We start from the raw sequence: 14,181 nt of genomic DNA on the forward strand, positions 1-14,181 counted from the left end.
TTTTTTTACATATGAATAGCTTTACCATCAACAGCTAACGCTGCTTCTCCCATTATTTCACTTAAGGTTGGATGTGGATGAATTGTTTGTGCAATTTCCCAAGGAGTAGCATCAAGAACCATTGCCAAGCCAGCCTCTGAAATCATATCTGTTACGTGTGGACCAATCATATGAACACCTAATATGTCATTGGTTTCTTTATCGGCCACAATTTTAACAAACCCATCTGATTCACCGTACACAAGAGCCTTACCAATTGCTTTAAAAGAGAACTTGCCTACCTTTACATCAAATCCCTTTTCTCTTGCCTGTTGCTCTGTAATTCCTACACTTGAGCTTTCAGGACTTGCATAAATACAGCGAGATACAAGATTGTAATCCATTGGGATTATTTCTTCGCCAGCAATATGCTCTATCGCTGTTATCCCCTCATGGCTTGCCACATGTGCCAATTGAAGTCCACCAATTACATCGCCAATGGCATATATATGAGATTCCTTTGTTTGAAATGTTTCAGAAACCTGAATAAATCCATTTTCAATCACGATATCTGTATTTTCTATACCAATACCTTCTGTATTTGCTTGTCTACCAACTGATACAAGCATTTTTTCAGCAGTAAACAATTGAGTTTCCCCGTTAACCTCAGCAGATATTTTAACAACATTATCATTTGTATTTAACGTATCTGGAAGTACTTTTGCATTAGTTGCAAAGGTGATTCCCTTTTTCCCTAAAAGTTTTTGCATTTCTTTAGAAATGTCTTTGTCTTCCGTAGGGATAATACGATCAGCGTATTCAATGACCGTTACTTCTACACCAAAATCATTTAGCATCGAAGCCCATTCAATACCAATTACTCCACCGCCGACAATTAGAATTGACTTAGGCAGCTCAGTCATCGCTAATGCCTCGTCTGAAGTCATCACTAGCGAACCATCTATCGACAGACCTGGCAAGGAGCGTGGACGCGAACCAGTAGCAATAACCACATTTTTAGGGATAAGCATTTCATTTTCTTCTCCATTATTCATCTCAACCGAGACGGTCCCCCCAGGAGACGGAGAGAAAATGGATGGCCCGAGCATTCTGCCTGTTCCTTCATACACATCAATCTTGCCTTTTTTCATCAACCCCTGAACTCCTTGAAATAATTGGTTCACAATGGATTCCTTACGGGCTTGCACTCTACTAAAATCTAATGTTACTTCACTTGTATTTACACCAAAGTCGGCTGCATGATTTTTAGTAGTAGAAAAAACCTCAGCACTTCGAAGTAATGCTTTACTTGGAATACAACCTTTATGTAAACATGTACCACCTAGTTTGCCTTTTTCAACAATTGCTGTTTTTAAACCTAATTGAGCTGAACGAATGGCAGCTACATACCCACCAGTTCCTCCACCAATAATTACTACGTCGTATTCTTTTGCCAAATGAATCGTCTCCTTCCAAATAAGAAGGCCGGCTTTACAAGGAATCTATAAAGTCGGCCAATTTGCTACTAGGATATAATTATTGATTAACGGCCATTTAAAATATGTTTTCCGTTTTGTAAAAATTGGCTACGAGATTTGCTTACACGCGCGATACGCTCTTCAGCTAAACGGTCCGCAGCTACATAAGTTGGAATTCCGTCGCGTTTTGAAATTTCAAAAATACGTTCAATTTTGTCATAAATACCTGCCACGCGTTTCATCGCACGGTCATGGTTGTAACCATATAATTCATCTGCTACATTGATCACTCCACCAGAGTTAATAACATAATCTGGTGCATACACGATACCCATTTCATGAATGATGTCGCCATGTGTTGTATCTTTCAATTGGTTATTGGCTGAACCAGCAATTACCTTAGCTTTTAATTGAGGAATCGTATTATCATTAATAATTGCCCCAAGCGCACAAGGAGCAAAGATATCTACGTCTTGTGAGTAGATTTCATCTGTTCCTACTTGTACAGCACCGAATGCTTCTACTGCACGATCCACAGATTTTTGGTTAATATCAGCAACAACTAATTTTGCTCCTTCTTCATGTAGGAATTCACATAGCGTATAAGCCACATTCCCTACGCCTTGTACTGCAATTGTTTTTCCTTTTAATGAATCAGAACCAAATGCTTCTTTAGCTGCAGCCTTCATCCCAACGTAAACACCATAAGCTGTTACTGGAGATGGGTTACCTGAAGAACCAAACGCCTCTGAAATACCAGTTACGTAATTAGTTTCTTCATGGATAAGGTCCATATCTGCAACCGTAGTACCTACGTCTTCAGCTGTAATATAACGACCATTTAACCCTTGGATGAAACGTCCAAATGCACGGAACATTTCTTCATTTTTATCTTTTAATGGATCCCCAATAATTACAGTTTTTCCTCCACCAAGATTAAGTCCTGCTGCTGCATTTTTATAAGTCATACCTTTAGCAAGACGAAGAGCATCCTCAATCGCTTCTTCTTCCGAAGCATAATTCCACATACGAGTACCACCAAGAGCCGGTCCTAATGTAGTGTCATGAATAGCAATAATAGCTTTAAGTCCTGAAGTTTTGTCTTGGCAAAATACTAATTGTTCATAATCATAAGTTTCCATATATTTAAAGATTTCCATTTGTAAGTTCCTCCTAGTAGTTAAATTGGTGCTTGTATAAATGATTTATAGTAAATACCCCTATTTACGTGAACACTTTCCTTTTACACCAGATTGTGTTTTTCTAACTTGTAATATAAAGAGCGTAGAGAAATACTTAATTTTTTAGCTGCTTTAGATTTATTGCCATCACAAACTTTAAGTGCTTGAGCAAGTACTCTTTTCTCCATTTCGTCCATTTGATCAGCAAGTGGAGCAATCGTATCCTCATCCTCCGCCTGTGATAACTGGAGAATCGATTTTGGTAAATGCTGTTCATCTACTAATCGTTCATTCGATTGAAGAAAAATCATTGAGCGGCTAATAATATTTTCTAACTCTCTGACATTACCTGGCCAATCGTAAAGACATAGCATCTCGAGAGCTTCCTCTGAGAATCCTTCAATGTTTCTCCCAAATTCTTGGTTAAGTTTAACCAGCAACCGTTCTGCAAGAAGCGGAATATCCTTTTTCCTTTGTCGTAAAGAAGGTATATAAATCGGCATTCTATTTAACTGAAAATAGAAATCCTCTCTAAATGTGCCGTCTCTCATTGCCTTTTCCAAGTTAAGACTACTCGCTGCAATGATCCGAACATCAACCTGCTTCGGGCTTGTCGCTCCGATAGGTATGATAATATTATCTCGTAATACCTGAAGGAGTTTTGCTTGAGTTTTCTTAGTTAACTCACCAACTTCATCTAAGAAAACCGTGCCCTTATATGCTTCTTCTAATTTACCAGGATATTTGATACCATCTTCCTCATATCCAAATAATTCACGTTCTAAAAGATGTTCCTCTAAAGAACTGCAATTAACTCGGATAAAAGGATAGCTTGAACGCCCACTTTCTCCATGAATGGCATGGGCAAACAAATCCTTTCCTGCGCCGACCTCTCCCCTTAAAAGGACGGTAATTGGAACATTAGCTGCTAGTTTAGCTTGTTCTATTGCTAAATTAATTTCATCTGAAGTCCCAACTATGTCTTCAAATGAATACGTTGATTCTAGTGTTCTGATAATAGTTCTTGCGCGATCTAATTCCTTCATTAAACCTCGCATTTCAGTCATATCGTGAATAACACCGACACTACCCTTTAACTGGTTATTCACAATAATCGGAGCTACATTAACAATAACGTCCTTTTCTTGTTTTCCAACTCGAAGATTTACACCTCTAATAGGTTTTTTAGATTGAAGGACCTTTAAATGTATACTTTCTCCCTCCGAAATGTCGGCGGTAGCCGGCTTTCCTATTACCTCTTCTTCACTAAATCCAGTGATACGAGTGTATGCGGGATTTATCAATATACCTTTTCCTTCTTCATCCACTACCGAAATTGCATCATCACTTGAATAAATGATAGCCTCGAGCATTTTTTGAATTTCAGTAAGGTTAGTAACTTCCTCTGCAAGACGAACGACCTCAGAGATATCCTTAAAAACCGCAAAAGCACCAATTCTTTTTCCTTCTTCGTTTACCATCGGGTATCTAGAAGTGACTATTTTGGTACCGCTTTCAAGAGTAAGTTCTTTGTGAAGCTCAATCTTGCCAGTTTCAAATATTCTCGGTAATTCACTTAAAGAGATCACATCTGCTACATGCTTACCTAGAGCTTCCTCAACAAGAATTGAGGTCATTCTTTCGGCACTCTTATTGAAAAAGTTAACAATGCCTTGGCTATTAATGCCAATCATTCCTTCTTCAATGGAATTAAAAATGAGTTCCTGTAATGCTTTTTTCTGATCAATAATTTGAATATATTTGTTTTTCTCTTCTATTAATGTAACGATTAAGTTGGCTATCTCGCCAGGTATCAGTACAGCTGTAGCAGGCCTATTTTGAAGTAATTCATAGAAAACTTCCTTTCGACCAGTCACATCAATAATGATTTGAATATCATTGCTTAACAAGCTTTTCCATTCCGAATAGGTTGGTATATTTTGTTGCTTAGCGTAGATCATTCCAGGAGCCTCATCATTAATATCAACAATAGCAGTAACCTGAAGGTAATCTGCCTGCTCTATTAACTTGAGAAGTGCATATCCACCGTTACCAGCACCTACAATGAGTATGTTTTGCAAAAATATGCACACCCCCACTTTTTTTCTGCAACTTATTGCATTTCCTCTATATCATACCGTAACTTTCTGACGTTGACAATCCTAAACTTGGATGTAAAATTAAAATAGTAGAGAACAGGAGTGAAAAAAGTGGCTCGTTTATTGGCTTTAATCGTATTATTAATACCTGGAATTTTAGCAGCATTTGGAATCAAACTGATGAGAGATACATTTTTTGGTCTACAAATACTTCCACTTGGTGGATTAGCAGTACAGTTTATTTGTGGTCTACTATTTACAGTTTTAGGTTTAGGATTTTTCGCTGGATTTCTACTCAATAGAGATAGAAAAAATGGAAAAGTTGCACCGCGATTTCAAAAGAAAAAAGACACTGACTTATAATTAACGCACCCAAATAGTCAGATCAGTGTCCACATTAAGTCTTTATCTATTGATGAAGTATCAAATAAAAAATAACAATAAAAAAGACACTTTCTGTCCAAAATGAACAGAGAGTGTCTTTTTTTACTAAAAGGGCTCATATTTTATTGATGCGCCTTTATTCGGCTTAGTATTACGAGCTTCCATACTAATTTTAGCTAAGAAATGAGGATGAACATCAACAAAAAGGTGCCAATAATTAACCCGCTATCTTATATGTTGTATCTCACTCGTTACAGTTTATAGGTTTATAATTTAGTAAAGGATTTATAAATTTACTCCAGTGAAAATGTGCATCGTATTTATCGCATTTTTGTAATGTTATTCATCTTTTTACGCGATTTTGCTGTTCTATTACTTTCCTTGGATAATCCGTGATCCAACCAATAACCGCCTCATGAGGACTTTTCAAATATTTCTCAGTACCCTTAATGTTATAAAAACGCATAGGAAATCCGGCATCCCATATCTTGTTCATCAAGTCAGACCCGTAGAATTTTTTGTTAAGATGTATTGCCTCATAGTTTTGATTGGACAATATTTGATCCCAACTAGAACTCTTTTTTCCAATAAATGCTGTTTTTGTTTTTATCGGCATCCTTTGAATAACTTCTAGAATGCTTTCTTCAAAGGAAGAATAATGCACATCCTTAATAGCCTCGGTCTTATAGACAACCTCTTCAATTTTTTCGGTTTTGCCAAGAAAGGATTCCTTAAACTCCACGTTAAGCTTCATATTTGTTTGCTTAAAAAAATCGAGAAAGTCATCTAAGCTCAACACCCTTGAATATAAAAATCTACGCACAACTGTTTTCCCGAGCTTTAGCTTAAGAATTTCCTCCGCTGCCATATCAGTGATTCTTTTATTGATACCAGCTAGTCTAAAAAAGTCTATATCATGGGTCACGAAAGCAATCCCATCTGCTGAAAGCTGTAGGTCCATTTCAACACCATCTACACCTATTTTACTTGCAGCTTCAAAAGACTTTAAAGAATTCTCTACATACTTTGTCGCTCCACCTCTATGAGCGTATACAGGTATATTAGACATTTAACTCCCCATTTTCTAACTTAAATTTTCCTTTTGTAGTACTTGCTACGAAGGTAGATTTATTACCTATTTGTATATAGGTACCCGGATTAGCTTCTTTTGTAACATCCACAAAGTATTCCGCTTTACTTCTTAGCATTTTTAAAATTCGTTGGATTTCCTTATCAGCTTCTTTCATTTCTTGCTGTACCAGATTATATTTTTGTTTAACCTGCTCATACATTCCATTTTGTTGCGTTGTCATTTTGCCTTTAAACTGACCTAGTTGACTGATTTGATAATTTAATTTAGTCGATTCTTCTTGATGCTGCACTATTTTTTCTGCTAGCATCTTTGCATTTTCGGTTAAAATTTTTCGATCGATCCCCTGTACAATTAACTCTGTCTTCCTTTCCATACTATTACTACTATATGCAGTAGTAATCGAATGAACTGCCACAGCTTTTCCCCCAATAATCTTCCCTTTACGTTCGTCCAATATAATTTCATTGGCAAACATAGAAACACCAAGGGCATAGAAACCGATATGTATATTTTCCTTTGCATCTAATGTACATTCATTCGCATGTTTAAGATATATATTATTATGAGCTTCCACCTTTGTTACTCCCCGTCCGAAAATACCTCCTTTTATAAAGACATCTCCTTCGGCAGACTTGATCAGTTCAGCTGAATTAACTCCATCTTTCCCTTCTATAGACACATCTCCGGAAGCAATTACTGAGTAGCCAGCCATTACAGTACCCTTCACTTGAATTGACCCATCGAATTTCAAATTTCCTGTTTCTATACCGACATCTCCGTCGACTACCAAATGTTTTAATACAGAGAGAACCCCATTTACTTCTCCAATTACACCTTTTGTTTTCGAGCGAAGGATAATTTTTCCTCCCTCTTCTATTTCGTAGGCTGTCTTGGGATCATATTTAAGGGGGATGTCGTCTCCAGGAGCAGCTTTAACAGTTTCCCCATATACATTCGTCCCATCCACCCCTTCTTTAGCAGGTATTTTCTCTCCTAACCATGAGCCCTCATGGATCTCTTTTAAAAAATTCATATCAAAATAATCTGCTTTACCATCCTCATTAATAACCGGTTTTTTTTCAGCCTGCGCTAAATAGCTTACTTGTGCATCTAAACCTTTCTGAGGTGGTGTACCTTGAGCAATAATGAATGGTTTTCCAGGTTTTAAAGACAATATATCTATGTTTTTTTTGCCATATGTAATATTATTGTTTTCTAATGCAATATGTATTTGAGATTGTACTTCTATTATATTTTCCTCAATGTAGCTTGTTGATTCATTAACGGTTATAAGTGCCTGCATATAGTCTAAACTAACATCTAACTCAACCAAATCAATCCAATTTCCAATCTCGATTGGTTCCGTAGACTTAGCCGTTAGGGCTTTTTTTAATGTCATAAAGCTTGTAATTTTAAACCGAGGATTTTTTCGAGGATATTCTTCAAATTTTTTCAAACTGTACCCTTCTCTTTTGGTAAAAAGAAAAACCTTACCATCCTTTACAGACAAGGTTATATGATCATTATCTTCTATTATCAAGTTTCTCACCCATTCCATATTATCTTAACTACTTACTTCATGTATTTTGAAATGACACATTTAAATTAGAGATCTAAATTCAGATGAAAGACACTTACTTTCAAAACCACCTGAGCCTTAATGACCATTCGAAGAACGAATCATTGTACTTATTTAATATATATGATTAAGTCGGATAATACCATGAATTTTCTGGAAATTAGTTAGTTAATCTCATTTTATCACAATAATTTTCATTCATGAATTATTTTCATTTTAGCCAAAAAAAGTATCTATTTCTACGGAAATATCCATAAAATAAATGCACTATTTACTAAATCAGTATCCGATATTAGATGATCTTAAAGTGCAGTTGTGTTTTTAAACTTTCCCTCTGCATATCTCATGTGATCAAAGCAATGTAAGTTATTAATTCGGGAGTAACTGAAGTTAAAGGAGATGACAATAAGTCGAGTAAAACTGCCTTCTCAACTATAGATGACAAAAAAATACAGGTTATATATAAGAAGTCAGTCCAATGGGGTGACACCAAGTATGATTATGTTATCATAAATTTTAATTAACCTAAATATTGAAGATGAGAGGAAGAATCCCAATGTCACTAACTCCAATTGAAAAAGCTAAAAAGGTATTACGAGGTATTGAAGAAGGCGACTTTTTATTTGATATGCACGCCCAATGGAGAGGCGATTATTATGACGAGTACTTTAAATATTTTAATCATCCTGATTCCGAATTACGTAAGTGTTCTCTTTTTATCTTTATGTCTGGTCTCGGAGAGACGTGGATGGGATCGGCCTCTGTTTTTTCACCACTTAAAGAAAGAGAAAAATATGAATATACTGATTGCTATAAAGTTTATCTTTTCGAGGATTACATTAAATCATTCTTAGAAAATGGAGAAAGTATTAAAAAGGATTATCCGTTACTATATGAGAACCTGATAAGGTATTTAATAAAGTTGGATATTAAAAAACGATTTGAGGATTCATTTGTTGAAGTTGATAAGGAACTTTTTGTGGAACTTAGAAAAGTCCTAGATGAATATGCTGATCTAGATGAATTTGGTGATTACAATGAAATATTAAAAGAGTGTGGATTTCCACCATTCTCTTTCAAATGATAGATTGACACTGCAAGGGATCTTACCTTTGTGGTGTTTTTATGAAATGGAAAGTATTATCAGAGGTATGATTCTAAACTTCACCTTTTCGGGATAATCAAATAAGAAGTTCATAAGATGAAAGTGTTTTTTTAGATAAGTTCTTAACTTGACAATACGTAAGAAAATCTTCCAAATAAAATTCTAATTCTGTGATCTTCATATTTTTCATCCTTTTTTTAAAACACAAAAAAACCAGCGAATCAAATAATTCGTTGGCTTTGTTGATATTAGTTTATAGGCTTTGAAGTAGAGATCAAGTTAAAATTTCAGAAGTTGGTTGGTTTGTACACCCCGTCAAACCGCGATTCCTAACCCTTTCAGCTAGCCATGTTCTCCATGCGAATTTTATCTGCAATCATCGCGATGAATTCACTATTAGTAGGTTTAGATTTTAAGTGATGGACGGTATATCCAAACATTTTAGAAATAGTTTCATAGTTCCCTCGGTTCCATGCTACTTCAATGGCATGACGAATAGCGCGTTCTACACGGGAAGGTGTTGTTTGGAATTTCTTTGCTATTTCAGGATATAAAACTTTTGTAATTGATCCAAGCAGCTCAATGTCTGAATACACCATTTGAATTGCTTCTCTAAGATAGGAATATCCTTTAATATGCGCGGGAACACCCATTTCTTTAATAACATTTGTAATGGTATTATCAATCATCCGCTTGTTTTGTAAAGCTTCTTTTTCTGGGTTTGACTTAACTGGTGCTTCCTGCATGGATCCCTGTCTTCCAGCGACCTGAATAATCTGTGTAACAAGACGGTCAAATTCAAAAGGCTTTAGCATAAAATAAGAGGCACCTAAATCCACTGCTTGTTTCATCACATCTTCCTGGCCAAAAGCAGTTAACATAATAACCTGTAATCCCTTTAGCTTGTCATTTTTTTGGAGTGAGTCTAATACAGCAATTCCATCAAGGTGTGGCATGATTATATCTAACAATAAAACGTCTGGTTTAATATTTTCTAACATTTCCAAACATAATTTCCCATTATACGCGGTACCAATAACCTCAATTTCAGGGTGTTGTTCAAAATATGAATCCATTGTCCGTATTAAATCTTTGTTATCATCGACTATTGCTACTTTTATTTTCTCCATTAAAATTCATCCACCTTTTGTAAGTTTTTACATAATTACTATTCGCTAATTTTTCCCTACTTCCTTTATTAATTTTCAAAATGATTCTTTCCTATTACGATTCCGAGGTATTATGACAAATTGTAAATCTTTTCTTCTCATTTGTCGAATTATAGTTATTTACATTTTAAGCTTTTATACAAGAAAAGCGCAAGCGCCTATGTCTGCCCCGACAGGCAAATGGGGAAATGCGAGGAGGCAGTTCCTCAGCCACCGCAAACGTTCTTGTTTGCGACGAGCTTGCGCAGGAGCAGCTTTTAAACATTTGACCCCGAGGGGCAAGGCGCTGGAGCTAGACAAAATAGAAAAGCGCAAGCGCCTATTCCTGCCCCGACAGGCTAATGGGGAAATGAGGAGGCAGTTCCTCTGCCACCGCAAACGTTCTTGTTTGCGACGAGCTTGTGCAGGAGCAGCTTTTAAACATTTGACCTCGAGGGGCAAGGCGCTGGAGCTAGACAAAATAGAAAAGCGCAAGCGCCTATGTCTTTTAAATCCACAGGTTCAGAATTTATTTTATAATTTCCTAAACAATTACAAAAGGCTACACCCAAATGGATGTAGCCTTCATAAATCATGGATTTTTCTTCATCATCTCTGTTATTGCTAAAGCAGCCCCGTTTTTTGGTTTATCCACGTACATATGAGTAACAACCCCAATTATTTTGTCAGCTTGAAGAATTGGACTTCCACTCATACCTTGAAGAATACCACCAGTCCTTTTAATGAGCTGGGAATCAGTTACCGTAAACTGAAATAGATGTCCTTCCACAGAGGAGATATTTATCGTAAAGTCCTGCACTTTCTCACCATCGATTGATGTTCGCATAATTGCTTTACCTGTCGTTATTTCTTCTTTTTCTGCAACTGACATTTGTTGCATCGGTATATTTGCTAATGCTTTGTTTTCTAACTTGCCAAAAACCCCATAAACATTATTTTCATTTACTCCTCCTATAGGTGGAGTATTGTTTTCATGCGAAGTAATCTTATATCCAGGTTTTCCTGGAATACTTTTTTTAATTTGTTGAATGGAAGACAAATAAATGGAGCCTTCTGAGAATTTTGGAGTAATTCCAGAAGAATGGTCTACTATTTGATGCCCAAGTGCACCAAATTCATTTGTTTCTGGGTCATAATAAGTGAGCGTTCCTATCCCTTCAGTTGCATCACGCAAGAAAGGGAATAATTTCATCATTTGATCTGGTGTGATATCTTTCGTATACATTTTTTTATCTCGCTCATACTGGATAATAATTTGTTTCTTATTTTTTAATTGTCTTTTTAAATCATCAATGTTAGATACCGTTTGGTCATTTATTTGATGAATTGCATCACCAGATTTTAGCCAATAGTCATCCTCTAATAACACATCGTGATTAAGAAACACAGATCCATACTGGAGGTCGATCTGAATAGATTGCCCAAGTGGAACAACTGTTATTTTTGAAGCGAATGCAGTGGTGCTTAGAAAGAACAAAGTAAAGAAAAGTATTGGCAAAAGCGACCAAATTCGATAGCTTTTTTTCATATTTCACCTCCCATACATCTTACTATGTCCTTTGCTGTGAACTCTATGTGAGGTAAATAATTGATAAAAAAAGAAGACCCAAAAGTTACAGGTCTTCACGAGTTTCTTAATATTTTTTTACGTTCATTTGCAATTTTTAATAATTCTTTGGAGTGTTTTAAAGTAGTCGTAGTTATTTCGGTACCTGACATCATTCGGCTCAATTCCTCAGCTCGTTTATTGTCTGTAATTTCCTCCAATAATGTATACGTTCTATTTCCAGTCACTTCTTTTCGGATTAACAAATGCTGATCTGCCATTGCTGCAACCTGAGAAAGATGAGAAATGCACAGAACCTGAGAATTCGTAGCAATGCCAGCTATTTTCTCCGCTATGGCCTGAGCAACACGTCCGCTAACTCCGGTGTCTACTTCATCGAAAATGATGGAAGTAATCCCTTGGTGTTTTGAAAAAATGCTTTTTAGGGCCAACATCATACGAGAAAGTTCTCCTCCGGACGCTATTTTCGTTAATGCTTTTAATGGCTCTCCCACATTTGTAGAAATGTAAAATGACAAGTCATCTAAGCCATCTTCATTATACGTTTGGTTAGACTGTTCATGAAACATAACCGAAAAAGTAGCTTTTTCCATATATAACTCTTTAAGCTGCTCCATAATTGCTTTACTTAACTTTTCAGCAGCAATTTTACGTTTTACGGTCAATTCATTTGCTTCCAACTGAAGATCAATTTCAATTTGCTTGATTTTTTCACCCATTTTTTGAATCTGTTCATCTCTATTGACTAATTGGCTTAGGCTATGCTGAATTTGATCTTTGTATTCTAAAATTTCTTCAATGGATGAGCCATATTTTCTTTTTAACGTTTGAATAGTTGCAAGTCTCTCTTCCACCTCAAGCAACTGATTGCTATCATATTCCATCTCGTCCAGCTCATTTTTAAGCTGGTGGGCGGCATCCTGTAATATATAAAAAGCAGAAGATACGCTTTCACTTAACTCCTTCATATTATCATCAACATCGGAAATATCCATTAAATCAGACATTGCAGTTCCTATATAATCTAATCCTTTAGATTCTCCTAAAATAGCTTCATAGGAATTACTCATCTTGTCGAACACCTTATGAAAATTTAATAATTTCTTTTTTTCATTTTGGAGTAATTCTTCTTCTCCACTTTTCAACTGTGCTTCCTCTATTTCCTCTACTTGAAAAGTGTACAAATCTATTTTATGCGCTATTTGTTGTTCGTTTTCCGTCAGTGTCGCAAGTTCTTTTTTCCATTTTTTATATGTATGGAACAATTCTTTATAATTTTCTTTTACTACCTTTAAGTCTTCTCCAGCAAATTGGTCTAGTAAATGAATATGTGCTTTGTCATCCATAAGTTCTTGGCTTTCATGTTGGCCATGAATATCTATTAAACTAGCACCAATCTCTCTTAAAATGCCTATAGTAACTAATTTTCCATTAACTCTACAGACACTTTTTCCAGAATCATTTAAATCTCTTCGGAGAATAATAGTTTCGTCGTCGACATCTATACCAACGTCAAACATTTTCTTAAAAACACTATGTTGTGGATCTGTTATGATGAATAATCCTTCCAGTTCAGCTTTTCGTGCTCCATGTCGAATAAATTCCTGTGAGCCTCTACCTCCACAGAGTAAATGAACTGCATCTATAATAATGGATTTACCAGCACCAGTTTCACCAGTTAATACAGTTAGTCCTTCGTCGAAACCAACTGATAGCTCGTCTATAATAGCAAAGTTTTTAATGGAAAGTTCTTTTAACAAAATATCACCTCTGTTTAGAAAATCTGTATCGTTGAAGGTAATTCACTTTATTTGTATACATATTTAGTTGAACACCCGTTAAGATGATAGCACGCAGACCGCAATCCATGACGAGGTAAGACATCACTCCTACTCCCTTAAGCCTTCTTACGCCACGGAAAGCGTCCATGCTGATCAATGATTATACTTTTGAGAGTTGTTCATTTTTGACAAAATAACCGAAATTACAGAATTACATATGAAGCCATTGGATATTACAGCATTTCCAGTAATCGACTTTTTAAAGTTTGACTATCATCTTCTGTTCTACAAATGATTAAGCATGTGTCGTCACCACAAATAGTCCCCAATATCTCTTCCCAGTCCAAATAATCGATCAGCGAGCCAATAGCATGAGCATTACCTGGTAAAGTTTTCATAACTAAAAAATGACTTGCTCCATCGATACTAACAAAGGCATCTGTTAATGCTCTATGCAGCTTTTGCATAGGATTAAATCGTTGGTCTGCAGGCAAACTGTACTTATAGTTGCCATTTGGTAAGGGCACCTTTACTAAATGTAGTTCCTTAATATCTCTGGATACCGTAGCCTGAGTAACGTTAACCCCAGCATTTTTTAAATGATCGACTAAATCATCCTGTGTTTCAATTTCAAAATTCGCTATTATATCCCTAATACGAATATGCCGTTGTCCTTTATTCATAATGAGCTCCTTGCTGTATAAATATACTGTTTTAATTATACCTTAGCATTACATTGCAAAAGTAACAAGAAAAAACGCGACTC

At 36.0% G+C, this 14,181-nt stretch carries 11 protein-coding genes; 2 read left to right on the forward strand and 9 right to left on the reverse strand.

Features of this window, described 5'->3' with window-relative positions:
- Positions 1 to 5: 5 nt before the first annotated feature.
- From lpdA to NSQ95_RS10550, 3 genes are all read right to left on the reverse strand, one after another.
- A complete protein-coding gene (gene lpdA, locus NSQ95_RS10540) occupies positions 6 to 1,436 on the reverse strand; it encodes a dihydrolipoyl dehydrogenase (RefSeq protein ID WP_340883287.1) in 1,431 nt (476 codons plus the stop codon).
- 86 nt (positions 1,437 to 1,522) lie between these two features.
- Complete coding sequence (gene bcd, locus NSQ95_RS10545) at positions 1,523 to 2,617, reverse strand: branched-chain amino acid dehydrogenase (RefSeq protein ID WP_340883286.1); 1,095 nt, start codon at positions 2,615 to 2,617, stop codon at positions 1,523 to 1,525.
- A gap of 83 nt (positions 2,618 to 2,700) precedes the next feature.
- Positions 2,701 to 4,719: a sigma 54-interacting transcriptional regulator gene (locus NSQ95_RS10550; protein ID WP_340883285.1), complete on the reverse strand. Its 2,019-nt coding sequence runs from the start codon at positions 4,717 to 4,719 to the stop codon at positions 2,701 to 2,703.
- Between the two features lie 129 nt (positions 4,720 to 4,848).
- On the opposite strand from NSQ95_RS10550, the gene NSQ95_RS10555 reads away from it, so the two are divergent.
- The gene (locus NSQ95_RS10555; protein ID WP_340883284.1) at positions 4,849 to 5,100 is read left to right on the forward strand and encodes a DUF2627 domain-containing protein; all 252 of its coding nucleotides are present in this window, start codon (positions 4,849 to 4,851) and stop codon (positions 5,098 to 5,100) included.
- Between the two features lie 364 nt (positions 5,101 to 5,464).
- On the opposite strand, the gene NSQ95_RS10560 is transcribed toward NSQ95_RS10555, so the two are convergent.
- Both NSQ95_RS10560 and NSQ95_RS10565 read right to left on the reverse strand, forming a co-directional pair.
- Positions 5,465 to 6,190, reverse strand: a complete 726-nt coding sequence (locus NSQ95_RS10560) for a glycerophosphodiester phosphodiesterase family protein (RefSeq protein WP_340883283.1) — start codon at positions 6,188 to 6,190, stop codon at positions 5,465 to 5,467.
- Positions 6,183 to 7,670 (reverse strand): FapA family protein, encoded by a 1,488-nt coding sequence (locus NSQ95_RS10565; RefSeq protein ID WP_340883282.1) that lies wholly within the window; start codon positions 7,668 to 7,670, stop codon positions 6,183 to 6,185. The genes NSQ95_RS10560 and NSQ95_RS10565 overlap by 8 nt, the downstream gene beginning before the upstream one ends.
- A 679-nt stretch (positions 7,671 to 8,349) precedes the next feature.
- On the opposite strand from NSQ95_RS10565, the gene NSQ95_RS10570 reads away from it, so the two are divergent.
- Positions 8,350 to 8,877, forward strand: a complete 528-nt coding sequence (locus tag NSQ95_RS10570; protein ID WP_340883281.1) for a hypothetical protein — start codon at positions 8,350 to 8,352, stop codon at positions 8,875 to 8,877.
- Positions 8,878 to 9,236: 359 nt separating this feature from the next.
- Here NSQ95_RS10570 and spo0A read toward each other — a convergent pair whose 3' ends face one another.
- The 4 genes from spo0A to argR all read right to left on the reverse strand — a co-directional run bounded on the left by spo0A (position 9,237) and on the right by argR (position 14,098).
- Positions 9,237 to 10,028 carry a sporulation transcription factor Spo0A gene (spo0A, locus tag NSQ95_RS10575; protein ID WP_169358145.1) on the reverse strand — a complete coding sequence of 264 codons (792 nt, stop codon included), beginning with the start codon at positions 10,026 to 10,028 and terminating at the stop codon, positions 9,237 to 9,239.
- 610 nt (positions 10,029 to 10,638) lie between these two features.
- A complete protein-coding gene (locus NSQ95_RS10580; RefSeq protein WP_340883279.1) occupies positions 10,639 to 11,595 on the reverse strand; it encodes a SpoIVB peptidase S55 domain-containing protein in 957 nt (318 codons plus the stop codon).
- Between the two features lie 95 nt (positions 11,596 to 11,690).
- Positions 11,691 to 13,394 (reverse strand): DNA repair protein RecN, encoded by a 1,704-nt coding sequence (gene recN, locus NSQ95_RS10585; protein ID WP_340883278.1) that lies wholly within the window; start codon positions 13,392 to 13,394, stop codon positions 11,691 to 11,693.
- A gap of 254 nt (positions 13,395 to 13,648) precedes the next feature.
- Positions 13,649 to 14,098 (reverse strand): transcriptional regulator ArgR, encoded by a 450-nt coding sequence (gene argR / locus NSQ95_RS10590; RefSeq protein ID WP_340883277.1) that lies wholly within the window; start codon positions 14,096 to 14,098, stop codon positions 13,649 to 13,651.
- Between the last annotated feature and the right edge of the window lie 83 nt (positions 14,099 to 14,181).

This window comes from Psychrobacillus sp. FSL W7-1457 (genome assembly GCF_038593405.1).
Taxonomy (GTDB): Bacteria; Bacillota; Bacilli; order Bacillales_A; family Planococcaceae; genus Psychrobacillus.

Bases quoted from the DNA above. Each gene is read 5' to 3' on its own strand.
- bcd (WP_340883286.1), bottom strand. From the start codon at position 2,617: ATGGAAATCTTTAAATATATGGAAACTTATGATTATGAACAATTAGTA.
- NSQ95_RS10570 (WP_340883281.1), top strand. From the start codon at position 8,350: ATGTCACTAACTCCAATTGAAAAAGCTAAAAAGGTATTACGAGGTATT.
- NSQ95_RS10580 (WP_340883279.1), bottom strand. From the start codon at position 11,595: ATGAAAAAAAGCTATCGAATTTGGTCGCTTTTGCCAATACTTTTCTTT.
- spo0A (WP_169358145.1), bottom strand. From the start codon at position 10,028: ATGGAGAAAATAAAAGTAGCAATAGTCGATGATAACAAAGATTTAATA.
- argR (WP_340883277.1), bottom strand. From the start codon at position 14,098: ATGAATAAAGGACAACGGCATATTCGTATTAGGGATATAATAGCGAAT.
- NSQ95_RS10560 (WP_340883283.1), bottom strand. From the start codon at position 6,190: ATGTCTAATATACCTGTATACGCTCATAGAGGTGGAGCGACAAAGTAT.